Origin of the sequence: Legionella birminghamensis (assembly GCF_900452515.1) — a bacterium.
Classification (GTDB): Bacteria; Pseudomonadota; Gammaproteobacteria; order Legionellales; family Legionellaceae; genus Legionella_C; species Legionella_C birminghamensis.
In genome coordinates this window covers 3,205,001-3,229,315 of record NZ_UGNW01000001.1, presented here as the reverse complement: position 1 = coordinate 3,229,315, position 24,315 = coordinate 3,205,001, and the positions used below count along the sequence as shown (strand labels likewise).

Below are 24,315 nucleotides of genomic sequence, written 5' to 3'. Positions count from 1 at the left end.
ATAACAGGTTTGATAAAGTCGTCAACGCCTGTACAGCGAATAAAAACAATTTTTAGGAATGGGCATTTGGATTAAATAGTGTAGCAAAGATACGGCTTTTTAGCCTATGGATTTATGCTATGAAAAAGAGAGCCCAGGCGAATCGCATGTCGTTGCGCGCCCAGGTGTTTGGGGGGGTTAGGAGACCAGGCAGCATCCTGGTGCATCATCATTGCTGTCTTCCGGAGTTTCCTGTACAACAGGAAATAAATTGCCATAGACAATGAGTAAATTCTGCATAAAATCATTTGCGTCACTATTAAATGCCGCATGTTCGGGCAAGTGCCGGGAATGGTATTTTGCAGAAATATTATTTATTAGCTGCAGACAAAATGCATGTTGTTCGTTCCTGGGGGTAAGGGCGGCGAAGGCGCTTGAGAGAGGATTTTTTGGCTTGGGGGCATCTTCAAGCTCCACCATATAATTAAAGAGTGCCTGTATATCAAGCACATTCAGGCAGCGCATTAAGCTGGGATAATTGCACTCCAGACTGCAGTTGGTATTATCTAATAATTCAAGGCACAATTGGCGTAGTGGTTCTGCCTTGGCATTGAGAGGCAAGTCTACCAGTTTCTTGCGTGTCTCGCTTCGACGAACATCATTGTCTTCAAGGGTTTTTCTCCATCCCGCTATTTTTTGCAGGAGGGTCTCCTCAGTGAAATAGGTCATCTGCATCGGACTGGATTGTTTGGGAATGTCTTTGAAGACATTAACGGCATCCTCAAAATTATGAACGCCCTGTAATTTATTTTTTAGTAATGTAATCCGTTGACAAAACTGTGTCTCTTCTTCATTTGATTTAACAATGCGCTCAAGTTCCAAAATAAAATTCGAGAGAATAGTAGCTGACGACATATGACCTCCTTGCAGTGTTTATTCTCGCAATCCAACCCCTTTCTTTAGCAGTACCATATTGACACCAATTAATAATAACATCAACCCAAAAATAATGCACATCGATAAATTCATGTTCATTTCCTGCTTGCCAATCATCGCGTGACGCAATGCAGTAACCATATAAAGTATAGGGTTAAGATGGGATAACTTCTCCCAGAAAGGAGGCAACATCGCTGTGGAATAAAAGACCCCTCCGAGATAGGTTAACGGCGTTAGAACAAAGGTGGGAACCAGCATCACATCGTCAAAATTCCTTGCTACCATGGCATTGGTAAAACCCGCCAGGGAGAAAACAGCAGAAACCAGCAGTACGACCAATAAAGTCATTGGCAAATGGTGAAGATCAATAGGCACAAAATACCAGGACACCAGGAAAACCAGAAAAGCAACAATTAAGCCGCGCAGAACGCCGCCAAGCACATATCCCAGCAAAAGCAAGCCATCATGCATTGGGCTAACCAGCATTTCTTCGACGCTTTTCTGAAAGCGGGCAGTAAATAAAGAAGTCGAAACATTGCCGTAGGCATTCGTTATGACTGTCATCATAATCAAACCAGGGGCAATAAATTCCGGATAGTAAACCCCGTCAATCTTTCCAATTCTTGGGCCGATTAAAGTGCCAAAAATTAGAAAATACAGAGCTGTTGTTATAACAGGCGGTAGAAATACCTGGGAGCTGATACGAAACATCCGCACGAGTTCGCGTCGGACAACCGTATAGAAAGCAATCAGCTGTTGATTAATGGTCATGATTAATTAAATCCAGAAAAAGTTCTTCAAGGCGATTGGTTTTATTACGCAGACTTTGAATTTTGATACCTTTGGCGGTAAGCTCGGCAAATACATCATTTAGAGAAACATTATTGCTCACGCGAAGTTCGAAGGTGGTACAGTCAATAAGCTTGGTTTCAAACAAGGGCATTGGGGGTAATTGTTCGATGGGTTCCTGGGTATTAAAGACAAATGTCTGGTGATTCAGGCTATTTAAGAGATTTCGCATGGATGTGTTTTTTATAATCATCCCCTCATCAATAATGGCGATATGCTTGCAGAGCTGTTCTGCTTCTTCCAGGTAATGCGTGGTTAAAATAATGGTTGTGCCTTCTGCATTAGTTTGGGTTAGAAAGTCCCACATGCTGCGGCGAATTTCAATATCGACACCTGCTGTCGGCTCATCAAGGATGAGAACGCGCGGCTGATGCATAAGGGCTCTGGCAATCATCAGGCGCCGTTTCATTCCACCCGATAAATGCCGAACGATACTATTGCGTTTTTCCCATATACCCAATTGCTCCAGCAGGACATGTGCGCGGATTTTCGCCTTGCGGCGGGGGATCCCGTAAAAGCCTGCCTGATTCAGGAGGATCTGCTCGCAGGTTTCAAAAATATTAAGATTGAACTCCTGGGGCACTAAACCAAGGCAGGATTTGGCGAGATAGGGATGTTCATCCAAATCATAGCCGCAAATGCGAATGCTGCCTGACGTTTTAATCAGCAGAGTGGAAATCAGACCAATGGTCGTTGATTTCCCGGCCCCGTTTGCTCCCAATAAAGCAAAAAAATCGCCGGTTTTGACGGTCAGATCAATTCCCTTTAAGGCCTCAATTTGATTGCCATAGGTTTTGCGTAGTTGTCTAATTTCCAAAGCGTTCATGCTGGACATACTGATTGGAGAAAGATCCAGTATAGCTAAAATCCTCAGTTTGGGGAATTTAAGTGATCACTAAACTCATCTTCCTCATCTTCCTCCTCCTGCTCCTCATTTGAGGATACATTCCCTAAATTAGCCTTTCTTATCTCCTCAAGTTTTTTTAATACCTCTGTGTTACACCAGTCTGGAAGGAATTTTTTTTTTTATCATCAGCGCTCGCCTCAGTGTCATCTATTTTGTTCAGATTTTTCAGGACATGCTCCAGTTCTTCTTGCACGCTCTTAAAAAATGGCGTTTGCCCTGTCCGTTTGACTACTGTCTGAAGTTTGATAGCCCGTTTTGCCGTAACCTGCTCCCCTTGCGGGACGGTTGCCGGACGTGGGGGAAGACCTGGCGGAGGAGGGGGCGCTGCCGGCGGTTTTGCTGTGGGTAAGGGACTTGATTTTGAAGAAGTATCTGGCTCAGGGGATGCAGTGATGATCACGGGGGCTGTAGCCGGTTGTTTCTCTGCTTCTTTGATCACAGGCTTTGCAGGAAGCTGTATCCCCGGCGGTTCTTTGTCATTTACGGCATGCGGGTTCACCGAATGGCTGGCTTTCTGTATAAGGCCCCATGCTTCGTTGTAGCGATTAACCTGTTCTCTAAGATTTTGTAATTCATCTTCCTTATCGCCCCGATGCCGTTCCAGTTCATCGTTTTGCAACTTCAGGTCGAGTATTTGCTGAGATAGCTGTTCTATCTGGGTCTGCAGTGTCTGTATCTTGTCTCTGTAAGCTAAAATTTCTAAACAGTGAGCATTTCTTTCCTTGAAAATAGCTTCCATTAAGTTGCCTGTAAGGCTGGTTTTCGCATTGATTTTTATCATTAAAGCAGTGCCGAGGTGATGCTCATCCTTCCTGTTTTTTGCATGCTGCTTGTTAAACTCTCCCATATGGGTTAAGAAAATCGGATCATCCGTGAGGAGCTGCAGGGAGGAACGGTTTAAATAATCGAGCAAATTGTCTTCATCAAAAACATCAGGTGTTGTACTAAAACAATTGTAAAGGGATTTGATATTCTCGAGAATTTTTTCAGCATGGACATCTTTTTTCCAGGAGGCCAAGGATAAATAGCGGCTTAAATTACTTTTTTCATATTGTTCAATTAAGGTACTAAACAGCGAAATAAATTCTTTGCTGAGGCTCATTTTCCACTCCCTGGATTTGAAAAGGGCAAGTCCCTTCAATCCATTTAATAGCAATCGGCTAATAAATTCAACAGACTGAATTAATAATTTGATCGGTATTCGAGCGCTTCAACCATCCGGCAATGCTGATACGGGTTTGCTGCGTTAACTCAACTTCATGGGGGAGATCGCTGGTGAAGCAGATAAATCGATCCGCCTGCGGTAAAACAGAGGTCAGGAGTTGTTCTTCTTTATTGTAAAGTTTTAAAGCGCCGCCGTATTCAGTTTGCCAGGTTTCATTGAGATAATAAACACAGGAAATACGCCTGCTTTTATCATTCTGAAATTGATCGACGTGTTTTTTATAGAAGGTGCCGGGTTGATAAATGGCATAATGGGTTTCGAACTGATTTAAACCGAGAAACAGAACGTTGTTTAACTCGCGAACGATTTGATTTATTTTTTGAAAATAAGTGCTGACTGCCAAATCAAACTCATCGGGATCGAGCCAGAGAATGCTGTCACCGCGGATTTCATGTTGACTTATCGCCGAATTACCAACACGTGCCAGCCTGAAACGCTGGTCTGCATCGCCGCTTAAAGCGTTCGTCCTAAGCTGTTTAGCGTGTTCGCCGCCCAGAAAATTATCTACAATATGAAAGCCTTGGTTGCAAAGATCATCAATCAGATTTGAGTCGACCAACATGGACATCCACAAAAAAGGAGAAATCATAGTCCATTTTTGAATGGAGAGCGAGGATTTATCAGAAATCCTTTACCTCTACATTAGCAAATCCTTTGACTGCTACGTTCTGCGTTTTATCCGCAGAATCCAGCGATCTTGCCAGGCGCCTCGAGCCCGCGTGCAAAGCCATAGGTATCTGCACAAATGCAGTCGAATCCCCGCGGCAGCGACCGCGGGGCCCATGTCTGGTGGCCGAACATGCCCTTCAGAGGAATCCTATGTTGCTGAAAATAGCAATTAATTACAGTTAGTAACAAGTCTTTCAAACATTATCCTTAAATTAGCAAAACCAATATTCTCAATAGGCTTCGTGTGAGCCCCGCGGTCGTTGCCGCGGGGATTCGGATGGTGTTGCCCCCGCTATTTCCCATTCAGCAATCTGCGCCGTTCCTGCCAGTCAGGCAAAAATTGAGTCATGAATCGTTTAAACCGATGATTATGGCTCGCTTCAAGCAGATGAACCATCTCATGTACGAACACATATTCAATGCATTCAAAAGGATGGTGAATTAACTGTAAATTCAGACAGATACGCCCTGTTTTCGTATTACAGGAACCCCAGCGGCTCTTCATCGAGCGAATGTCAAAATAGTTGGGGAATACCTTAATGAGCGGCTGCCATTTTTCAAGCAATATTTTAATATGATTAGTTAACTCCTGGCGATACCAGCTATTCAGTAAACGATCGATAGTGTTTCCAGGCTGGAGTGAGTAATGTAATGTCTTATCATTGAGTCCATGAATCTGATTGCTCTCCTGGTCCTGTAACCCCAGAAAATAGGTTTTTCCCAGATATTTTATTTGATCTGCTGGAAGAGGATGAGGCTGACGGTGTTCTTTGACCTGCCGATGCTTTTCAACAATCCAGGCTCGCCTGCTTTCTATAAATTGTTCGATTGATGAGTTTGCCATTTGTAATGGCGCGCTGACAACAATGTCACCATGTGGTGCTGTTATTTTTAAATAAAGATGCTTAATCGGCTTTCGGATAATTGTAACAAGCAATTCCTTCGTTATAATTTGTTGAACCACGCTGCCATCCCGATTAACTCAAAAGCCCATTATAACTGCTCTATCGTTCTGCCGGTATACATGGGCTGTCAACGTATTCACCATTAATCTTCAGCACCATATTAACGCTGCGTCGATGATAGCGTGAGAGTAAATCATATTGGGCTTTAGTCATATAACCATAGCTGTTACCGCAATAAACCAGCGAGTGAGCCGAAGCGGAGGGGCCCGGTTTCAAAGGTAAATCACATTCCCATCGAAAACGGGTAATATCGCAGTTTGCAAATGATAAGGAAACTGGCAAGATGAACAAAAGGGACGCTATACTTTTTTTCATGGCAGGCTCTTTTTATTATTGTTTAATTACCATATCGGCTATTGCCATTATTTCTTTAGTGGGATAAGCCCTTGCAAGGAGTAGCAGCGTGGCATTAACAACCAAGGATTATCTCGATTTTTTACGGGCGGGTGACTATCTCCGTGCACTGGACTGGATCATTTATCTTGAACAAAAATGCGGTGCAAAGCCTGGGAGCGGCGATGATTTGTTGCCGATTGCTACATTTGAATTAATCCGATATGGATTTCGTTTGGAAGACATGAAGCATATTAGCCTTCTTTATGCTGCACAGGGTGAAAGTCTGTTTAAGGGCGCAGCGGGATATGGTTGTACTCAGTTCATAAGCGCTGCGCTTCAGTATGTCGTTTATTTTAAAAATAGCCAACTGATGTTCTATGCAACCAATGATCCCTGGGGTTCGAATGAGCAGTGGGACAGCAAGGCGGTTCTCGAATATATGGGAAGAGAAAATCCCGTTCTTACAGCCACTAAAAACAACAAAATGCTTGACATAGAATTTGAACAGCTTGACAAGGATTCTCAGAAGCTCGAAACCGAGATTGCAGTATTAAGAATGAATGTTGAGTTCCTGGAGCCCTATCGTGAAATCTGCAGTGATTATATAGAACAGCTTGGGAAGACTGACTCCATGGCAGAGTCCGTCCGTCTGGGGCTGGTAAAGTTACTCAACGACTATTTGAACAAATCAATGAAAACGACGATCGACTGGGAGAAGGTAAAATTTCTACTGGATGAAATAAAAGCGCAGCAGCCCCTTGAATGGGAACTCCATTATTTGCGAAGAATGCAGCCGCCGATGAGTTTTCGCGAGATGGTCGAGGCTCCGCAAAGCTGGCTGTTATTTTTGGGCAAGAACTGCATCCAGACCGTTATTGGATGTGACAACTCGCCTGCTACAGACAGGAAGCTCCAGGTGAAAAGTGCTTGATTTTTGCACACATAAGGGTATAATAGTGCAAATTTTACGCACTCCTGGAGAGTAATTATGGTTGATGTTGTCGTGGTCGGTGCTGGTCCTATCGGGCTTCTCTATGCCTGGTCGATGAAGAAAATAAACCCCGCCTTAAATATTGTCATTTACGAAAAATACAGTGAATACCAGCGCAAACACACGCTTGTAATGAAATGGGAACATATGGAAGCGATGATGAAAGCGACTGAAACAGAAAACCATCCTCGTTTGAAACCTTTGCTTGAAAGACTAAAAAAAGATCCGCATATCCGCACCAGCGAGCTTGAAGAATTATATAAAGATTTAAGCCAGGAAACCGAATCTGGTTTTGATCCTTCCAAAATTATCATTGAAGAAATTACCGAAGAAAATATCAGGGAAAAAGTGCTTGAAGCCTATCCTGACGCTAAAATGATCATTGGCGCAGACGGAACGCATAGTGTTGTGAGTCAAAGTTTTTTTGGCGAAGAGAATCAAGTCAAGCATGAATTTGATTACGTATTGCAGCTTCGATACGAAATTAATGGCGAGTATAAAGACTCCGGGATAGCAACAGCAGCTTTTTATCAGGAAATGGCTCGCAATGGCCTCATCGCTAATGAGTATGTCGGCCACTATGCGGATGGCAAAACGCCGATTACCATGCAGATGATGATCTCGAAAGAGGTATTTCAGCATCTGACAAAAGTAGCTGTATCCAAAAAGCCAATTTACTTAAATTCTGACGACAAGGACAAAATCCCGGAGCATATACGACATTTCCTTAGCCGTTATCTGGAGCATAAAATTCAAAAATGCCATAAGGAACGCTCTTTAATAGATATGAAGACTGTTCGTGTCAGTGTAAATGAAGCGCCTGCCACGCATGCCAAACAAGTGAGCAAACAGGTAGAACGACAAGACGGATCCAGGGTGAATGTGCAATTAGTGGGTGATGCCAGTCTGGGTCTTTCCTATTTTATGGGCTTGAATGCCGGAAACGAAGCCGCAGCAATTTTCATCGGCTCCATGAAAGAACAAATTAAAGATAAGTTTGCAAATACTGAAGCTGTGGAGGCGGGGTTGGCTGAGTACCAGAAATGGTTCACAGAGGAGTTTGCGCCCAGAAAAGTGAATCAGGTATCGCAATACAGCAAGCGCAATATCCGTATCCCGATGCGATTCATGGAAAAAGTGGCCTTATTCAAAGGGGTTTCAGTGATGGAAGATAATGATGCTTCCGAGGGCTTGCTGAATGCCTATTTTAATTTACAACAGGCTCCAGCCCATGAGGTAAGATTGGAAAAGGAATGGAGAAAATACCCGCATCGCAGCTATGATCCCGTGAGATTGGGGGACTGGTCTTATATTCCTGTCAGGCATCACCTCAAGAAGATTATCAAATTATTCACGGATTTTTTCACCCCCTATAAATCGACTGATTCCTATTATCCTCTTAAGCAGGATATGCGGCAGCCTTTAATGGGTCTGGCTAATTTGGGCAGCGGTTTTGCCAAAACCCTTGTCGGCTTATTTACTTTAAATCCCTGGCGATTTGTGGATGGTGTTTTCAGCTTGTTGAGGGGAGGTATTGAAATAGTAACAACGCCTTTGACCTGGCTGCTAAAACCAATTACCAGAGGATTTTCAACAATGGTTTACAAGGCGATCTGGGGACCCAAGCGAATTGAAGACAATAGCAGTATGCGCAAGATCGCCAAACTGGGCAGAAAGTCTATCGATCAATTTGAAGAAACACTGAAAGATCATGAGCCAAGCGCTCAATCCACCTATGATATTCTGGCGATGTGCGATGATATGCATCGTAAATTCAAAAAAGCGATGCGTCATACACAAATTACTGATATTGCCCATGATGAGCATATTGCTTACAAAGAAGTCATGAAAGATGGGGTAGTAGACCCGAAAGCGGTCCGTCAATATTTTTCGCTGTTCAATCAAAAGCCTCAGATGGAGACGAGGAATTATGACAGTGCGGAACATCAGACTGGTTTAGGTAAAAATTAAACCTCGATCTGTTCGACCTGAGGAGCCGCTTTAGCGGCATCTCGATGGTCTCGCTGGGTATCCGCGCATAAAGCGCGGTAACCAGGCGTTTTCATACAAATCAGAAGACTAAATCAATCTTCTTTCTTGGTGGCTAACTTCTCTTTGATACGGGCAGCGCGGCCTGCCAAATCACGCAGATAATACAATTTAGCACGGCGAACGTCCCCGCGGCGTTTTACAGTGATGCTGTCAACGATAGGGCTGTAAGTTTGGAATACACGCTCAACACCAACGTTATGAGAAATTTTACGCACAGTAAACGCAGAGTTTAAGCCGCGGTTGCGTTTGGCAATTACAACGCCTTCAAAAGCCTGTAAACGCTCACGGGTGCCTTCTTTCACTTTTACCTGTACTAAAACGGTATCACCTGGGCTGAAATCAGGAATATTTTTGCCTTGCATCTGCTCGGCATTCAGCTGATCAATAATGTTAGTCATGAATCATCACTCCTCAAGTATGGTCTGTCGCTGCGAGAGCCAGTTATTCAGGATGCTTCCTGATGCTGCAGGCATACTGCTGTCAGCGGAAAGTAACACCCCAGTTGCTTTATCAGGAGTTTCTGTGCTCGTTTTGAAACTCGCTCAGTAACTCTTTGTCCAAATCGCTTAAATCGATTTTTTCCAGTAAATCCGGTCTTTTCAACCAGGTATTTCCTAAAGATGCCTTGCGCCGCCACCGCTCTATATCCCGATGGTTCCCATTTAACAAAACTTTCGGTACATCGAGGCCGTTCACCGAGGCTGGCCGGGTGTAATGCGGACAGTCCAGTAAGCCATTCATAAACGAATCCTGCTCTGCAGAATCCACATGGCCCAGACTGCCGGGCAATAAACGCAAAATTGCATCAATAAAAATCATGGCGGCCAGTTCGCCGCCGCTCATTACGAAATCCCCAACAGTCCATTCTTCATCAACATGCTGTTGGATAATTCGCTCGTCAATTCCTTCATACCGTCCTGCTATAAAAAGCAAAGACTGCTTCTGTGCAGCTATTTCATTCAGGTCTTTTTGCCTGATTTGCCTGCCCTGGGGACTCAGATAGATAGTCCGAAATCCTGAAGGCAGAATGGTTTTGGCATGCTCTATTGCGGCATGCAAGGGCTCATACATCATTACCATGCCAGGACCACCGCCATAAGGCTTGTCGTCAATTTGGCGATATGGCCTGTTTGCCCAATCCCGGGGTGTCCAATGGTCAATTCGAGCCAAGCCCTGCTCAAGCGCTCTGCCAGTAACACCATAACTCAAACTGTCAAAAATCTCTGGAAGGAGACTAATCACACCGAGATGTAACATTAGAAGTCGGCATCCCAATCGACCAGAATGGTTTGCTGGCTTAAATCAACCTTTACAACATATTGACCGGGTAGATATGGAATCAGATAGCGGCGCTCTCCCTTTACAATCAGAACATCATTGGAGCCTGTCGCTATTACTTCAGTGACCGTACCTAATAATTCATTCGATTGGTTAATCACTTTAAGCCCAACAAGTTGATGCCAATAAAACTCACCCGGGTCCAGCACAGGCAATTGCCTGCTATGAATCGCAATGTCAATGTTTGTCAGACTGGCCGCTTTTTCCCGCTCATCATAGCCTTTGACTTTAACCAGGATGTGCTTGTCGCTCAGTTCAACTTGTGAAAGTTCAACAGGTTGCCACTGTTTATTAATTGACATATGCCAGTCTGCATAGTCGAGAATATTATTACGCGGTTCTGTAAACGAATGAACGGTAATAAGGCCTTTAATGCCATGCACTCGACCAAAACGACCTACAATAATCCAGTCAGCTGCATCACTCACGTTATTCAGCGTCAGCTTTCTTCTTATGTTCTTTAACAAGAGCGCTTACACGGTCAGACAACTGAGCGCCAACATTGGTCCAATGGGCTAGCTTATCCATTTCAATGTGAAGACGAATTTCCTGTCCCTTGGCGATTGGGTTAAAATAACCGATACGTTCGATATAGTTTCCATCACGACGTTTGCGGCTGTCTGTAACAACCATATGGTAAAAAGGACGCTTTTTAGCGCCTGCTCTTGATAAACGTATAACGACCATTATTTTCCTCTTCTAAGAGTGGTTACGTAAAAATGCCGTGTATTGTACGAAAATTCACACGACATGTGAAGTCATTCTGACAATTATTTGAAATCGTCGGGTAAAATACCCTTCATGCCAGTTAAACCGCCCAATCCACGCATCATTTGTTTCAGTGCGCCGGGCTTGGCGATTTTTTTCATCATTTTTTGCATTTGCTCATATTGCTTTAATAATCGATTTACATCCTGAATCTGTGTGCCGGAGCCTTCTGCAATCCGCTTCTTGCGGGAACCAATAATAATTTTAGGCATACGGCGCTCTTTTTTAGTCATTGAGTTGATGATAGCAATGGTTTTTGCCAATGCTTTATCATTCACCTGAGACATCGCCTGCTGCGGAATTTGGCTCATGCCGGGCAGTTTGCTCATCATGCTGCTGATGCCGCCCATGTTATTCATTTGCAGAAGTTGCTGTTTGAAATCCTCCAAATCAAAACCACGCCCCTTTTTCAGCTTTTGTGCCAGCTTTTCGCTGGTCTTCTTATCGGCTTTGCGCTCAACTTCTTCAATCAGCGTCAGGATGTCACCCATTCCCAAAATACGGGAGGCGACCCGATCGGGATAGAATGGCTCGAGGGCATCAATTTTCTCACCTGTTCCCATGAACTTGATGGGCTGGCCTGTAATCTGCTTCACGGATAAGGCCGCTCCACCGCGGGCATCCCCATCCGTTTTGGTTAGGATAATACCAGTTAAGGGCAGGGCATCGTGAAAAGCCTTGGCCGTATTGGCTGCATCCTGTCCCGTCATACTGTCAACGACAAATAAGGTCTCCACTGGCTTGACGGCATGATGCAATGCTTTGATCTCATCCATCATCTCGCTATCGATATGCAAGCGGCCCGCGGTATCGAAAATGACGACATCCATATATTGTTTTTTAGCGCTATCCAGTGCGCGCTGGGCTATATCAAGTGGATTCTCTTGCGCATGCGCTGGGAAAAAAGTAATGCCAAGCTGTTCGGCTAGCAATTGTAATTGTTCAATCGCTGCGGGACGGTAAACGTCCACACTCACCAGCATGACTTTTTTATTTTCCTGCTCTTTTAAATGGCGGGCGAGCTTGGCCGAAGTAGTCGTTTTACCAGACCCCTGCAAACCAGCCATGAGAAAAACAGCCGGCGGCTGTGTTTTAAAGTTCAGTTCGGCTCGTTCACTGCCCAAGATGACAATGAGTTCGTCATGGATAATTTTGACCAGCGCCTGTTCTGGCTTAAGTTTATCATCGACCGCCTGGCCGAGTGTTTTTTCCCTGACCTGTTCTATAAACTGTTTTACAACCGGCAAAGCAACATCAGCTTCCAATAAGGACATGCGTACTTCGCGGAGTGCCTGCTGAGTATTTTCTTCAGTAAAATGGCTTTGGCCAGTTAATGTTTTAAACGCTTGCGTCAACCGTTTAGTTAAATTATCAAACATGGATGCCTGCCTGATTTAAAAAACAATCATAGTACCACAGGTGTTTCTCTCTGTGTAATCTTTACTGTATAAAGAGTATAATTCAGTTTGCAATTTAACCAGCCAAGGAATCCAAGTGCAGTTTTCACTGGTCACGCTGTCGATCGCCCTGTTCATCCTGATTATTTTTTCCGCCTTTTTTTCGGGCTCGGAAATCGGAATGATGTCCATCAACCGTTATCGGTTGAAGCATTGGGTTAAAAATAATAATCGACAGGCCGTTCGTGTGTTTAAACTGCTGCAACGCCCTGACAAGTTGCTTGGAGTCATATTAATTGGCAATACATTTGCCAATATCATGGCTTCAATGCTGGCCACTTTAATTGGACAGCGTTTATTTGGGAGCACCGGTGTGGCGCTGGCTGCGCTGTTGCTCACCCTTATTATCCTTGTTTTTTCCGAGATGCTGCCCAAAACGCTGGCCGCTTTGCATCCACAGCAAGCCGCCTTTCGGGTTTCACTGCCATTGATGCTGCTGCAAAGAATTCTGGCACCGCTGGTCTATATAATCAGCGCCTTCAATAATGGCATTTTACGGCTCTCCGGTATCTCCCTGGACAAAGTACAGCGGGACGCATTGACCGGTGAAGAGCTGCGTTCTGTTGTTAATGAGGCAGGCGGTTTGCTGCCCGCAGAACATCAGGGGATGCTAATCAGTTTGCTGGATTTGGAAGAGGCAACTGTGGAAGACATCATGATACCGAAAGTCGATATTGTTGGTATTGATTTGGAGCAGCCCTGGCATGAGATTCTTGATGAGCTTGAAACAGCGCAACATACGCGCTTGCCATTATTTCGCAACAGTATTGATGATTTGGTCGGGATGGTGCATGTCCGCAATGTATTAAATCTCGTCCTTGAGGAAAAACTGGATAAGGAAGGACTGCTCAGAATTGCCGATGCCCCCTATTTTGTCCCGGAGGCGACTCCGCTTAATGTACAGCTCCTCAATTTCCGCAAGGAAAAAAAGCGTAGCTGCTTTGTGGTGGATGAATATGGCGATTTGCAAGGGCTGGTAACCATTGAAGATATTCTTGAAGAGGTCATTGGGGAGTTCACAACCGATATTGCTGCATTGAGTAAAGATATTGTACAGGAAGAGGATAATACAATCATTGTTGATGCCAGTATCACGCTCAGGCATCTAAAGCGTGGACTGGGCTGGCAATTACCGATGATAGGGCCGCGAACCTTAAGCGGTCTTATTATCGAGCATCTGGGGTATATTCCAACCGCCGACAGCTGCCTGCAGATAGAGGATTTTCAAATTGAAATCCTCAAGGTGGGGGACAATATGGTGAAAACGGCAAGGATGAGGAAGATAAATAAAAAAGAGAACCAGGGGGACTAGCCCCATACTCTCTACACAACTGTTTTTCCCGCTCCGAATCCCCGTGGCTGCGACCGCGGGGATTCGACTGTATTTGTGTAGATAGCTATGAGCTAGCCCCCGGGGTGCGTTGCATCAGGCCTGGGGATTTATTAGACGCCTGCTATTAATCAGTAAATAGACTCCTGGCAGAACAAACAGGGTAAACAGGGTGCCAATTGCCAGACCGCTTACCAAAACCGTTCCAATGGCATGCCGCGACTCCGCTCCCGCATCATGTGACAGTAATAAAGGGATGGCGCCAAAGATCATTGCTCCCGTGGTCATCAATATAGGGCGCAGCCGAAGCGTGCAGGCCTCTTTTACCGCCTCACTGGCTGTAAGCCCTTTTGCGCGCAGCTGATTGGCAAACTCAACTATTAAAATCCCATGTTTACTGATTAACCCTATCAGGGTAATTAAACCTACCTGTGAATAGACATTTAAGGATTGCCCTGAAAAATAGGTGGCGGCTAGAGCGCCTGAACAAGCGAGTGGCACTGTGAAAAGTATAATTAGCGGGTCAATGAAATTTTCAAACTGGATCGACAGGATTGCATAAATAAACATAAGCGCTAACAGCAAGAGAAAGAGCATGGTATGCGAGGATTCCGTATAGGCCTTTGCAGCGCCGCTCCAGGTCAATTTATATTGGCTGGGTAATTCGTCTTTGGATAATTTCCATAATTGTGCCATTGCCTTATCGATAGATGTTTTGGCTGGAAACTGGACATGCAATGTCGTCGAGCGCATTTGCTTGTAGTGCTCCAGGGTGGAGGGCTGGGATTTTGATTTCATAGTTGTGAACGCGCCTAGGGAAACGCGCTTGCCCTCAGGAGTCGTCAGATAGAGTTCATTCAGGGTCCAGGGGTTGTTGTTTCCTTTGACCGTTAAATTGTAAAGGACGCTATCTTTTTGAAAACTGAGCGATTTATCGGCACTAAAAAACACTTCAATGGTCTTGGCAACCTGTCCTGGGCTTAGTCCCAATTTGCCCAAGGTATTATTATCCAGTTCAATGGAATAACCCATGGTGTCAAGTCGTAAATCATAACTGATGGATTCAAACGCTTTGCTGGAATCGAGCACCGCTTTTAATTTTTCAACGTGATCAAATAAGTCGCGGAAACTGTCGGGGGCGGAAATAACCAAAGATAGCTCGGCCCCTTGGCCGGCATCATCAATGCCGGGTAGGCCGCTGTTCCAGCTCCAGACAGAGGGATCGACTGAAGGGATATTTTTAAATTCAGGCCTTAAGTGCCCCACGATCTCTTCTGCCGAGCGTTTTCTCTCGGCATGGGGTTTTAGCGGCAGAACGATACTGGCTCCCCAATCGCCCATAAAAGTTAATTTATAATCAGACTCGCGAATGGAATTGGTAGTTTTTTCGAATTGACTGACTTTCCGGTCCAAATCATCCAGCGATTCACTGCTTAATGGCGGGGTATATACGCCAATTAGACCCCTGTCTTCCTTGGGAGCGGTTTCGGAAGGTGTATTTAAATAAAGCAGGATGCAAATGCTGATTGTGGCCAGTGACGCGAGGACTGCAAACCATCGCTTACTGATTACCCATTCCAGCAGGCGGTTATAGCGTTCTGTCAAGCGGGATAACAAGATGTCAATTTGCGGCCAGCGTGGATTGGCATGAGAACCCAGAAATGTTGCGCACATCAGCGGCGATAAGGTCAAAGCTACCATTCCAGATACAAAAACACTGCCTGCCAAAGCCACTGCAAACTCTACAAATAATTGCCCTAGCATCCCGTCAATAAAAGCAAAGGGCATGTACACGCTTGCCAGGGTAAAGGTCATCGCCACGATTGCAAAACCTATTTCCTTGGCACCCAGTAATGCAGCATTGATAGCGGTTTCGCCCCTTTCAATGTGACGCCAGATGTTTTCCAGTACAATAATGGCATCATCCACTACCAGTCCAATAGCAAGAACCATTGCCAGTAAGGTCATCAAATTGATAGAGAAGCCAAACAGTTTTAAGAAAATCATCGCGCCAAGTAGTGATATCGGGATTGTTACCAGCGGAATGATAGTCGCCCGCCAGTTTCTTAGAAAAAGGAACACGATGATGAGTACCAGCAATACTGCTTCAAGGATTGCGGATTGAATGTTTTTTAACGATGCATTAATAAATTGCGATTGATCAAGAATGATATTGGCATGTACTGAAGACGGCAGGCTCTGTTGAACAGACTGCAGCGTGGTACGCACCTGCCTGGATACCTCAATGGGATTGGCATCATTAGCCCTGTTTACAGATAATACAATTCCTGCATGGCCATTAACGCGTACGCGAACCTGGCTGTTATCGCTCTCTAATTTAACATCGGCAAGGGACTTTAAAAAAACGGGGTGTTTTCTATCGGGTTTAATAAGCAGATTCTCATAATCTTCGACTGATCTTAATTCGGAGTTTAAGGTGCTGGGGATTTTATTCTGGTAGTTTCCGGCCGGTAAAGAGACACGGCTTTTCTCAAGGGCGCTAATCACTTCATCGACATTGATCCCGAATGCGTATAACTTTTTGGGATCAAGACTGATATTGTAAGTATAGGGCTGCCCCCAGACTCTTACGGAAGAAACCCCTGGCACGCTGCGAAACTCATTCTTCAGCCTTAAATTGGCAAAATGCGTCAGCTCTGCAAAATCCATGGTACTTGATTCTACTGCAATGCCGATAAAGGGAAGGCCTGTGTTTTGCCGTTGTCGTTCAATGCGCGGGGATTTGACTTCGGTAGGTAAAAATGATTTGGCCAGACCCACTGCATCCTGTGTAGCGCTGAGAGCTCTATCCATAGGGGTGCCGATACGAAAGGTCAGGGTAATTTCAGACGAACCGCTCTGGGATTGAGAAGTAATGGTATCCAGGCCCTCAATACCGGATAAACTGTCTTCTAAAATGTTAGTCACCGCGGTTTCGACCAAATCAGGGCTGGCATTCGGGTAGCTGGTGCTCACGCTGATTGTCGGAAAAGTAATATCCGGGTACTCTCTAAGCGACAATGATTGAATGCATAATAATCCTACTATTACGACGAGCGCATTCAGAATAATGGTCACTACAGGGTGTTTAATAAAGTAGCTGGTAATTTTCATAGTTAGGAATGTTTGGTTGGGTTATCAGGGATGTATTCGCTGACGGACATTCCCGGGTATAAGCGTTCCTGCCCTTTAATAATAAGCTTTTGGCCTTCCTGCAAGCCTTCAGTAATTTCCAGGGATGACTTGTCTTGTAACCCCGTTTTAATAGCCACCAGCTCGATTTTTCCTTTGCTCATAACATATACAAAAGGAGCGCCATTTCTCAAGAAAACTGCGGAGGACGGCACTACGATTACCTTTTTATGCTCACGAACAACCAGATCAAGCTCCACGGTGGAACCAATGAGGCAGTGCTTGCAGACAATGTCGATGTCGGCAGGACACATATGAGTGTCTTCGTCCAGCATGGGTTGCACATGGGAGAGTTTGTAATTATGGTTAAGCAATTTGACGGTCTGGCCTGCCTTGATGGAGGGCAATGCGGTGCAGGGCAGGTCAATATCAACAGCCAGGGAATCCGGGTCATACACCGTAACGATTGCATCTCCCTGGCTGACTTGCATACCCTCCCGTTTTTTGTAAACGCCAATTATGCCGTTAAAAGGGGCATAGAAGCGCAGGGTGTCTAAATCAAGCTTGGCCTGGGCAAGTTCTTTTTGGGTGGCAACCCAGGTTTGTTTCTGCTGATCCGCTTCTTTAGGGCTGACATATCCCTTTTTAACCAGATCTGCCAAACGCTGATATTGGTCATGGGCAATTTGTTCAGCTGCTTCAGACAATTGCAGCGATTTTTCATTGTCAGGATTATCAATTTTGGCAATCAATTCATTTTTGGTAATGAATTGGCCGGTATTGGCTAGAATATCAAGGATGCCGCTGCCTTTAGCCGTTAAAACTGCTACATGTTTGGGGCGAATGGTGCCCAGGAGATGAATGGTTTCCTGGATATTACCTTTAGTTAAAGTAATCGTCTCCACAACCTTGTCGCTTTTGTCCTGGCCTTTGATGGATGGAGAGCGGAAAAACCAATAGGCAACCAGTAAAAGGATAATAGCACTGAAAATAAGGCTTTTTTTGGCGAATTGAACTTGTTTAAAGCTAAAGTTTGCCATGATTGACTCTCTAATCATTGATAAAGTTTGAGCGAAACCTGGTCATCCTAACACAAATGCATCGGAGATTGGACAATCTTATGGTGAATCCAGTTCAAATCTTAATGACCTTCCCCTGGTTCCTTCATCACTTCTACAAGTGCGGTAAAGAGGTAGCCGCCATTTCGAATCGTTTTTATCAGGGCAGGTTTTTTAGAATCCCGCTCAATTTTCTGCCTCAAGCGGCTGATTTGCACGTCAATGCGGCGATCATAGGGGTGAAGATCAGAGTGTTTGGTTATTTGTAAGAGGAACTCGCGGCCTAATATTTGCTGAGGCTGGCGAACAAAGGCGTAAAGAAGATCATATTCACCGGCGCTTAATAACAGTTCCTGATGCGCTTCGTCAAAAACCTGCCGCGCAGCTGGATAAAGACGCCATTCTGCAAAAAGAAAGACTTCCTTTTCACCCTCTGCATTCTGTTTGGCACGCGCTACTCTACGGCCAATCGCGCCAATACGCGCATGTAGTTCACGAGGATGAACTGGTTTCACTAAAAAATCATCAGCTCCTGCTTCCAGCATATTGATACATAATTGTTCATTCACAGTGTTGCTTATGATAATCAGTGGCACGCGGAAGCGTTCATAAAGCTGGTGGACTTTGATTGTTTTTGCTTCGATTAGATTGGCAGCAACCAGCAGGGCGACTGGTTCCTTAGTTATTTCATCAAGTTTTGACATACTTTCAACGGGAATAATGTCAAAGTTAAATTTATTAAAATAATCAATAAGTTGGCTTTCTGGAGGCGCATCGTCAATTAGGAAAATAGATTTGCGATGCATGGGCATAAATAAATCTCCATTGATATTAATACGATTAACTCATCACAATTATATACCTATTGCGCTTTAATTACTCGTTTATTTAATGAAAGTCAGCAGCCGATTTCAGGGATATAGGCGCTGAAATTTGTTATTGTTCAAAGCCTTGAGTCTACGCTACAATCAAAAGAGCAGCAGTAAGATGGCATTTCCTGGATACGAATTAATGAGGCAGGGACGTAAGGGATGATTAAAACCATACAGGTACCATTACCTTGGCTAATTGATGAGAATTGCCGGGTAAAAGCTGAATTAAAATATGAAATTAAAGTGTATGAGGCTAAACTAAAGCCCCTGCTTGATTCCTCTGCCCCTCACTCAAAAACTCGTTTGATTGTTGAATATTGCCAGGAGTTGATTAGGCTGTATGAAAAATTGTCGCGCCTGATCCAACCCGGCGAAAACTCGAGCTGGGAATCATGCCATCTATTTGAAACGATCTATTCACAATGCATTTCAAAGATTGAAAAATACCAACTGAAATGGATGCAGGGCGGTACAGATGATTATGAAGCCAGAATTATCAATAGCCTACTGTATTACTATAAAAACTTAATGGCCCTGGTTCTTGATCAGGAGCCCCAGCCAAAGAGGGCGGATAGCGAATTGCTGGCTCCTATGCTTAGAAAGATTATACAAGCTCAGTCCGTGAACGATTGGCTCAATGCAATAATTCATTTCGCCAACCGGTTTAATGATAAAGTCAATTTAGCCAAAGAGCAGTTTCTGCATTTAAATGAGCGTGACTGCCTCGGTTTTTATCAGCAAATGTCCGAACCTGCCTGTGTAGAGTTAATCAATGCCTTATTTTTTTATAAAACCCAGCCAACACTTTTATATGGCAGCTGCTTAAATCCAGAAAGAGAAATTACCATCAAAAATACCCTCTGCCAGCTGCATTATTTTATCGAAGTCATTCATCAGACCATTTTGCAAAACATGAAACAAAGAGGATATAACCCAATCCAGGATTATCTTTTTCATGGGGATGAGTTACCGCCTGGGATTTGTGTCGAAATTAATGAGATGACTCGCGACATTATCAAGACTGCGATTGAACAATGTGAAATACCCAATTTCTTATCGACTAATGATTTGATTCATGAGGGCTTGAATGATTTATTCCGGGCCTATAAATATTGGTTTAATCCAAACCGTCTTATCGATGCGTCCATGTATTTACGAAGCCAGTTAGCTTCTTCAGTATCCGAATCAGCTGATAAAGAATTTGCCCGGCAAATGGCTATTTTGTATCAGCAATTAAGCACCGAACAGTGTATCGATTTGTATGGCTATTTTTCGAATAAAGATACGCGTTATCTCATGAGAACCCTGCAGGCAGGAGCGAAGGGCCTGATGATTCACGATATGGAACCTCTCTCCGACGCCGGGCGTAATGCCGTTATCTGTGTGTGTAAAACACTCGAAGATGTGATGGATGCCTTATTAATTGAATTACAAAACCGCCATATTTCACTGGCCGCTTATCCGGATTCTAGCCAGGATACGATTGCTAAACCCGGCAGCCGTAATCTGCAGGCGTTAAGACGTATTGTGGCTTTATATTCATCACCGGTAAGGGAGAAGAATTCGCGGTTAGAGGAGTTATTTAAATCGTTGGAGCAGCTTCAATTGTCAGCCGGACTTTAATGTTGCTTTACAACCCATTTCTGCTCACTGCGGCATCTCCTTAAACGCTGACGGCGTCTTGGGATAGCTTTGTAATTGCACATGATAGAATTTCAACAATTGCCTCAGCATTTTTTCTCTGGGTGATTGTTTGGCAAAATCCGATTCGGCCTCGTCAGTCCATTTCCCTGTCTTTAAATCAAGTATCACGGTGATATAAGTTTCATCGTCAGGATAAAGGGCAAGCAGCCAGTCACCATCCAGTATTCCATAGAGCTTCATTGCATTGATCAGCGGCCAGCGGTCAGGGCGAATTTCCAAATCATCCGTTTGCGGGTTGACCCAGAAAAGAAGTCTGCCGTATTCAACTGCCTTTTCATTGCTTAGCGCTGAGTTGGGTAAGAAACCACTTTCCAGCATGACCGGACGGTTTGGTTCATCGAGGTGTGTGGCTGAACCAAGAAAGCCTGCCAGGGAAATGCCATCAGACAGGGGAAGCGGATGGATTCCCAGATACGAATAGATAGTCGGTGCAATATCCATTAATACGACGCGATCCTTGATCGTTTTAATTGGACTCACGACAATTCCTTGTTGATAACTGATCATGCTCAGTACACAGAAAAACTGATCAGGGCTTAATAAATCAGAGCCATGGCCTGCGCTTCGCTGCAATTCGGTTGCGGTTTTACGGGGAAAGTAGGATTCCAGCCGGCTTGAGCTTTTGCCCTGATATAAGGTGGGATCAATTTTCCTGGATCCTTTTTTATATAAAACTTCACCATGATCACTTAATACAATAACCAGGCTGTTATTAACAAGCCCTGTTTTTTTGAGAAAATTAAATAATATTTCAACCTGCTGATCAACCTTGTGCAGCGCTGCATAATAAAGCCCTTCACGTTCTTCCAGGCTATATTCATTTTTGACCTGCGCTGCTGACGAAGCTGCCCAGGCATAGGGCCAGTGCGGCAGGGTAAAATGTACAGCCAGAAAAACAGGCTTTGCCGTATCCAGTTCCAGGATAGAATGCTGCAACTCCTTATTGAAGGTTTCAGGATAATAGGAAAAATGACCGGCGCGGTTCGTATAGTTATAAGGTAACAACCAGCGGCTAATACGAAAATTTATTAGCAGGTTGCTTAGCGGGAAATCATAAAAGGAGCCAAGCAATACATCATTGGCGCCGGTTTTAGGACCTATTATTTTCTCGAATCCAAATTCTTTTCCCAGATTGTTAAATCGCCGATCGTCTGTGGCAAAAACTGTTTGATAGCCTTTCCTTTGCAGTGTCCAGGCAAGGCTTGCGGCACTGTTAATTTCTTTTTTGGAAATTAAATTTTCTCGTGCCCTATGGTGGAGAGGATGCAAGCCGGTTAGCAGGCTCGCCCAGGCAGAGTACGTACGTGCTAGCGGGCTGACTGTATTACTGAAGTGCAGGCTATGTGCTATAAATCCCGCAAGAAAGGGCATGTTTTCCCGGTTGACTTGATCGGGACTTAAGGAATCCACTCCAATAATAATGACATTGGGCGATTCTGTATTGGAAAAGTGGCTTTCCTTTTTCGACCATGGAATCAGGAACAGTATCAGAAAAGTGATAAGTACACCGCTTATGATCAAAGGTTTTAGCATTAGTAAGCGGGTAAAAGTGATAAAACCCGCCAAAAGTAACAGGCTAAGAGAGCTAAATAATAGGGTAATTAACAGGACTGGTGGAAAGTCAAAGAGTTTGCTAAATACGCTTAGAGGGAAAAAATAGCCGTTAAGGCTCAAAATGGCGATGAAGGAAGTAATCAGAATGATGAAAACCCACCGGTCCAGGCGTTCTTTCGAAGTGGGCTTCGGCGCAATTCCCCATAATAAAGCGGTCTGCAGCAGGGATAGCAAAACATATAAAAAGAGTTGCAGGACAAGGGCTAGAAATAATTCAAAGTAAACCTGCCAGGGCAATGCTACGGCATGAATAAAGCTGGCGCTCAATGAAAAGCTGTAAATAAATTGAAATAATAGAAACAAACCATTAAAACTCGCAAAACTGAAAAAGCCCTGTTTCGCAAGTTGCCTTGAACTGGCTTCCATTTATGAGTCCTGCTTGGCAACGCTTGTGTTCAAATGCCAATTGTATACATAATTATCAATTGTATTGATGTGCTTAAGCTGCTGCTTTAGTGGTTCTTTAGCAAATTGTTTAATATGGTTAATCACATTCTGCTTTGTTTCGCCAAAGTCTTCACTAAACCAGTCATATATCTTGGAAACAACCAGTTCGCCCTCGATAACCTGTACGCCACGCAAGGAATTAACATATTCAAAGGCAGCCTGATTTAATTGTTCATCCAGTTTTTCACCGGTATATGCCTGCCGGCTAAGATTGGGGGCGCCAATTGCACCATTATTCAGGGCATAGTGGCTTCGAGAATCATTCCAGATTGGCCGTATAATACGATTCTGGATTTCATCCAGAGATAAGGAAATATTATTCACGGTAATCAATTTAGCACCCCAGGGGCCAATACTGAACAAGCCTGGTGAGATATTAATTTCATCGATACTGTTTACGGGATAGTAACTGGCCACAGTATGTACAGTGATTGCATTATAGACATTAATCCAGTAAGCCAATTGTTCTGCTCGATTAAAATTACTGATACTAACGGTTGACATCCGCTCGATATATTTCTTTAAAAGTTGGCGGTCATTTTCCTTCAGGCTGGGGTAATCGACCAGATTAATTCCTTCTTCATTGGTTATTACATGCTTTTGCAGGAATTCCTGCCACTCTGTATGTTGAATGATTGCCTTTGACAGCGGATTGTTAACCTCCCATATAGGCCACAAACTTTTATTAAAAGAGGCAAAAATATTACCGGTTATGAAAAGCAATAAAAAGAGTACTGAGATTCTAAGACATTTACTCATTCACAAGGGCTCGATTACGTAATGCGTTACCAATAGTATTGACGTCAAGGAACTCCAACTCGCCGCCGGAGGGAATGCCTCGTGCCAGCTGACTGATACGAATGCTGCAATCACTAAACAGTTCTCGAATAAAATGGGTGGTGGTTTGAGCTTCGACTGAAGGGCTTAGCGCAAGAATGATTTCCTCAATTTGCTCAGCCAATACCAGGCGGCGTAAACGTGGCAAGCCGATGTCTTCAGGTCCCAGGCCATCGAGTGGCGAAATTTTACCCATTAATACAAAATAGGTTCCCTTAAACACTCTGCTTTGTTCAATAGCGGCCACGTCGGCAGGCGTCTCCACAACACATAGAGTGGATTGCTCACGTGTTTTGTCCTGGCATAAGAAGCATAATTCGGTTTCTGTATAATCATTACAGCGTTCGCAATGTCTGATATGTTGCATGGCTTGCTCCAGGCAGGCAGCAAGATGCAGGCCGCGTTGACGCTGATGTTGCAGCAAGTGAAAAACCATACGCTGAGCAGATTTTGGACCTACTCCAGGCAAGCAGCGCAGTGCTTCAACAAGCCTCGTCAACGCATTCATAACTCTTATTTTTCCCCGTCTTTGTCTTTCATGAAATCGGTTGGGATATTCAAACCGGCAGTCAGCTGACTGATTTCGTCTTTGGACGCTTTTTCGACTTTGCGATTCGCATCATTGATGGCTGCTGCAACCAGATCTTCCAGCATACTGACCTCTTCTTCCATTAGTGAAGGCTGGATTTTAACTTCCACTGCATCGTGATTGCCTTTCATTTTAATACGAACCATCCCGCCGCCAGATTCGCCAGTAACTGTCAGCATATTCAGTTTTTGCTGAGCTTCCTGCATTCTTTGCTGCATTTTTTGGGCTTCTTTCATTAGATTGCCAAGATTTTGATTCAT

At 44.3% G+C, this 24,315-nt stretch carries 23 protein-coding genes (1 of these 23 running past the window's edge); 4 read left to right on the top strand and 19 right to left on the bottom strand.

From position 1 onward, the window contains the following. Positions 1–177: 177 nt before the first annotated feature. The 7 genes from DYH42_RS13725 to DYH42_RS13690 all read right to left on the bottom strand — a co-directional run bounded on the left by DYH42_RS13725 (position 178) and on the right by DYH42_RS13690 (position 5,845). Positions 178–894 (bottom strand): hypothetical protein, encoded by a 717-nt coding sequence (locus tag DYH42_RS13725; RefSeq protein ID WP_058525129.1) that lies wholly within the window; start codon positions 892–894, stop codon positions 178–180. Between the two features lie 18 nt (positions 895–912). Then, positions 913–1,686 (bottom strand): ABC transporter permease, encoded by a 774-nt coding sequence (locus DYH42_RS13720; protein WP_058525128.1) that lies wholly within the window; start codon positions 1,684–1,686, stop codon positions 913–915. Further along, positions 1,676–2,590: an ABC transporter ATP-binding protein gene (locus DYH42_RS13715; protein WP_083503217.1), complete on the bottom strand. Its 915-nt coding sequence runs from the start codon at positions 2,588–2,590 to the stop codon at positions 1,676–1,678. Before DYH42_RS13715 ends, DYH42_RS13720 begins: the two co-directional genes overlap by 11 nt. A 157-nt stretch (positions 2,591–2,747) precedes the next feature. Then, complete coding sequence (locus DYH42_RS13710; protein WP_058525126.1) at positions 2,748–3,773, bottom strand: hypothetical protein; 1,026 nt, start codon at positions 3,771–3,773, stop codon at positions 2,748–2,750. 67 nt (positions 3,774–3,840) lie between these two features. After that, positions 3,841–4,458: a 2OG-Fe(II) oxygenase gene (locus DYH42_RS13705; protein ID WP_058525125.1), complete on the bottom strand. Its 618-nt coding sequence runs from the start codon at positions 4,456–4,458 to the stop codon at positions 3,841–3,843. Between the two features lie 399 nt (positions 4,459–4,857). Further along, the gene (locus DYH42_RS13695; protein WP_058525123.1) at positions 4,858–5,529 is read right to left on the bottom strand and encodes a M48 family metallopeptidase; all 672 of its coding nucleotides are present in this window, start codon (positions 5,527–5,529) and stop codon (positions 4,858–4,860) included. Between the two features lie 40 nt (positions 5,530–5,569). Continuing rightward, on the bottom strand, positions 5,570–5,845 hold the full coding sequence (locus tag DYH42_RS13690; protein ID WP_058525122.1) for a hypothetical protein: 276 nt from the start codon (positions 5,843–5,845) through the stop codon (positions 5,570–5,572). 88 nt (positions 5,846–5,933) lie between these two features. On the opposite strand from DYH42_RS13690, the gene DYH42_RS13685 reads away from it, so the two are divergent. Beyond that, on the top strand, positions 5,934–6,797 hold the full coding sequence (locus tag DYH42_RS13685; protein ID WP_058525121.1) for a helical bundle domain-containing protein: 864 nt from the start codon (positions 5,934–5,936) through the stop codon (positions 6,795–6,797). A gap of 57 nt (positions 6,798–6,854) precedes the next feature. After that, positions 6,855–8,828 (top strand): hypothetical protein, encoded by a 1,974-nt coding sequence (locus tag DYH42_RS13680; RefSeq protein WP_058525120.1) that lies wholly within the window; start codon positions 6,855–6,857, stop codon positions 8,826–8,828. A 113-nt stretch (positions 8,829–8,941) separates the two neighbouring features. Here DYH42_RS13680 and rplS read toward each other — a convergent pair whose 3' ends face one another. The 5 genes from rplS to ffh form a co-directional block, all read right to left on the bottom strand. Continuing rightward, positions 8,942–9,307 carry a 50S ribosomal protein L19 gene (gene rplS, locus DYH42_RS13675; protein ID WP_058525119.1) on the bottom strand — a complete coding sequence of 122 codons (366 nt, stop codon included), beginning with the start codon at positions 9,305–9,307 and terminating at the stop codon, positions 8,942–8,944. 112 nt (positions 9,308–9,419) lie between these two features. Beyond that, entirely contained in the window at positions 9,420–10,166 is a 747-nt protein-coding gene (gene trmD / locus DYH42_RS13670) for a tRNA (guanosine(37)-N1)-methyltransferase TrmD (RefSeq protein ID WP_058525118.1), read from the bottom strand. Continuing rightward, on the bottom strand, positions 10,166–10,675 hold the full coding sequence (rimM, locus tag DYH42_RS13665) for a ribosome maturation factor RimM (protein ID WP_058525117.1): 510 nt from the start codon (positions 10,673–10,675) through the stop codon (positions 10,166–10,168). The genes trmD and rimM overlap by 1 nt, the downstream gene beginning before the upstream one ends. A gap of 1 nt (position 10,676) precedes the next feature. Continuing rightward, on the bottom strand, positions 10,677–10,934 hold the full coding sequence (rpsP, locus tag DYH42_RS13660) for a 30S ribosomal protein S16 (RefSeq protein WP_058525116.1): 258 nt from the start codon (positions 10,932–10,934) through the stop codon (positions 10,677–10,679). Positions 10,935–11,017: 83 nt separating this feature from the next. After that, the gene (ffh, locus tag DYH42_RS13655; protein ID WP_058525115.1) at positions 11,018–12,394 is read right to left on the bottom strand and encodes a signal recognition particle protein; all 1,377 of its coding nucleotides are present in this window, start codon (positions 12,392–12,394) and stop codon (positions 11,018–11,020) included. Between the two features lie 115 nt (positions 12,395–12,509). Here ffh and DYH42_RS13650 point away from each other — a divergent pair, with 115 nt between their 5' ends. Further along, positions 12,510–13,784: an HlyC/CorC family transporter gene (locus DYH42_RS13650; protein ID WP_058525114.1), complete on the top strand. Its 1,275-nt coding sequence runs from the start codon at positions 12,510–12,512 to the stop codon at positions 13,782–13,784. A 114-nt stretch (positions 13,785–13,898) separates the two neighbouring features. Here DYH42_RS13650 and DYH42_RS13645 read toward each other — a convergent pair whose 3' ends face one another. The 3 genes from DYH42_RS13645 to DYH42_RS13635 all read right to left on the bottom strand — a co-directional run bounded on the left by DYH42_RS13645 (position 13,899) and on the right by DYH42_RS13635 (position 18,804). Beyond that, positions 13,899–16,916, bottom strand: a complete 3,018-nt coding sequence (locus DYH42_RS13645; protein WP_058525113.1) for an efflux RND transporter permease subunit — start codon at positions 16,914–16,916, stop codon at positions 13,899–13,901. A gap of 2 nt (positions 16,917–16,918) precedes the next feature. Next, the gene (locus DYH42_RS13640) at positions 16,919–17,974 is read right to left on the bottom strand and encodes an efflux RND transporter periplasmic adaptor subunit (RefSeq protein ID WP_058525112.1); all 1,056 of its coding nucleotides are present in this window, start codon (positions 17,972–17,974) and stop codon (positions 16,919–16,921) included. A gap of 101 nt (positions 17,975–18,075) precedes the next feature. Continuing rightward, a complete protein-coding gene (locus DYH42_RS13635; RefSeq protein ID WP_058525111.1) occupies positions 18,076–18,804 on the bottom strand; it encodes a response regulator transcription factor in 729 nt (242 codons plus the stop codon). Between the two features lie 219 nt (positions 18,805–19,023). Here DYH42_RS13635 and DYH42_RS13630 point away from each other — a divergent pair, with 219 nt between their 5' ends. Further along, positions 19,024–20,487, top strand: coding sequence for a hypothetical protein (locus tag DYH42_RS13630; RefSeq protein WP_058525110.1), 1,464 nt, complete (start codon positions 19,024–19,026; stop codon positions 20,485–20,487). A gap of 24 nt (positions 20,488–20,511) precedes the next feature. Here DYH42_RS13630 and DYH42_RS13625 read toward each other — a convergent pair whose 3' ends face one another. The 4 genes in view from DYH42_RS13625 to DYH42_RS13610 are tightly spaced (at most 5 nt apart) and all read right to left on the bottom strand, a layout consistent with a single transcriptional unit that may run on beyond the window. Continuing rightward, positions 20,512–22,548, bottom strand: coding sequence for a sulfatase-like hydrolase/transferase (locus tag DYH42_RS13625; RefSeq protein ID WP_058525109.1), 2,037 nt, complete (start codon positions 22,546–22,548; stop codon positions 20,512–20,514). Further along, the gene (locus DYH42_RS13620; protein ID WP_058525108.1) at positions 22,549–23,388 is read right to left on the bottom strand and encodes a DUF547 domain-containing protein; all 840 of its coding nucleotides are present in this window, start codon (positions 23,386–23,388) and stop codon (positions 22,549–22,551) included. Beyond that, complete coding sequence (gene recR, locus DYH42_RS13615) at positions 23,381–23,974, bottom strand: recombination mediator RecR (RefSeq protein WP_058525107.1); 594 nt, start codon at positions 23,972–23,974, stop codon at positions 23,381–23,383. Before recR ends, DYH42_RS13620 begins: the two co-directional genes overlap by 8 nt. 5 nt (positions 23,975–23,979) lie before the next feature. Then, positions 23,980–24,315, bottom strand: partial view of a YbaB/EbfC family nucleoid-associated protein gene (locus tag DYH42_RS13610; protein WP_058525106.1) — the 3' portion only. It continues 6 nt past the right edge of the window; only the last 336 of its 342 coding nucleotides appear in the window; the start codon falls outside the window, past its right edge; its stop codon occupies positions 23,980–23,982.

What these genes read in the sequence shown, in the direction of transcription:
- ffh (WP_058525115.1), bottom strand. Translation starts at nt 12,394, where the DNA reads ATGTTTGATAATTTAACTAAACGGTTGACGCAAGCGTTTAAAACATTA.
- rpsP (WP_058525116.1), bottom strand. Translation starts at nt 10,934, where the DNA reads ATGGTCGTTATACGTTTATCAAGAGCAGGCGCTAAAAAGCGTCCTTTT.
- DYH42_RS13680 (WP_058525120.1), top strand. Translation starts at nt 6,855, where the DNA reads ATGGTTGATGTTGTCGTGGTCGGTGCTGGTCCTATCGGGCTTCTCTAT.
- DYH42_RS13620 (WP_058525108.1), bottom strand. Translation starts at nt 23,388, where the DNA reads ATGAGTAAATGTCTTAGAATCTCAGTACTCTTTTTATTGCTTTTCATA.
- DYH42_RS13630 (WP_058525110.1), top strand. Translation starts at nt 19,024, where the DNA reads ATGATTAAAACCATACAGGTACCATTACCTTGGCTAATTGATGAGAAT.
- DYH42_RS13635 (WP_058525111.1), bottom strand. Translation starts at nt 18,804, where the DNA reads ATGCCCATGCATCGCAAATCTATTTTCCTAATTGACGATGCGCCTCCA.
- DYH42_RS13725 (WP_058525129.1), bottom strand. Translation starts at nt 894, where the DNA reads ATGTCGTCAGCTACTATTCTCTCGAATTTTATTTTGGAACTTGAGCGC.
- rplS (WP_058525119.1), bottom strand. Translation starts at nt 9,307, where the DNA reads ATGACTAACATTATTGATCAGCTGAATGCCGAGCAGATGCAAGGCAAA.
- DYH42_RS13720 (WP_058525128.1), bottom strand. Translation starts at nt 1,686, where the DNA reads ATGACCATTAATCAACAGCTGATTGCTTTCTATACGGTTGTCCGACGC.
- DYH42_RS13645 (WP_058525113.1), bottom strand. Translation starts at nt 16,916, where the DNA reads ATGAAAATTACCAGCTACTTTATTAAACACCCTGTAGTGACCATTATT.
- DYH42_RS13715 (WP_083503217.1), bottom strand. Translation starts at nt 2,590, where the DNA reads ATGAACGCTTTGGAAATTAGACAACTACGCAAAACCTATGGCAATCAA.
- DYH42_RS13625 (WP_058525109.1), bottom strand. Translation starts at nt 22,548, where the DNA reads ATGGAAGCCAGTTCAAGGCAACTTGCGAAACAGGGCTTTTTCAGTTTT.
- DYH42_RS13640 (WP_058525112.1), bottom strand. Translation starts at nt 17,974, where the DNA reads ATGGCAAACTTTAGCTTTAAACAAGTTCAATTCGCCAAAAAAAGCCTT.
- recR (WP_058525107.1), bottom strand. Translation starts at nt 23,974, where the DNA reads ATGAATGCGTTGACGAGGCTTGTTGAAGCACTGCGCTGCTTGCCTGGA.
- DYH42_RS13710 (WP_058525126.1), bottom strand. Translation starts at nt 3,773, where the DNA reads ATGAGCCTCAGCAAAGAATTTATTTCGCTGTTTAGTACCTTAATTGAA.
- DYH42_RS13690 (WP_058525122.1), bottom strand. Translation starts at nt 5,845, where the DNA reads ATGAAAAAAAGTATAGCGTCCCTTTTGTTCATCTTGCCAGTTTCCTTA.
- DYH42_RS13705 (WP_058525125.1), bottom strand. Translation starts at nt 4,458, where the DNA reads ATGTTGGTCGACTCAAATCTGATTGATGATCTTTGCAACCAAGGCTTT.
- trmD (WP_058525118.1), bottom strand. Translation starts at nt 10,166, where the DNA reads ATGTTACATCTCGGTGTGATTAGTCTCCTTCCAGAGATTTTTGACAGT.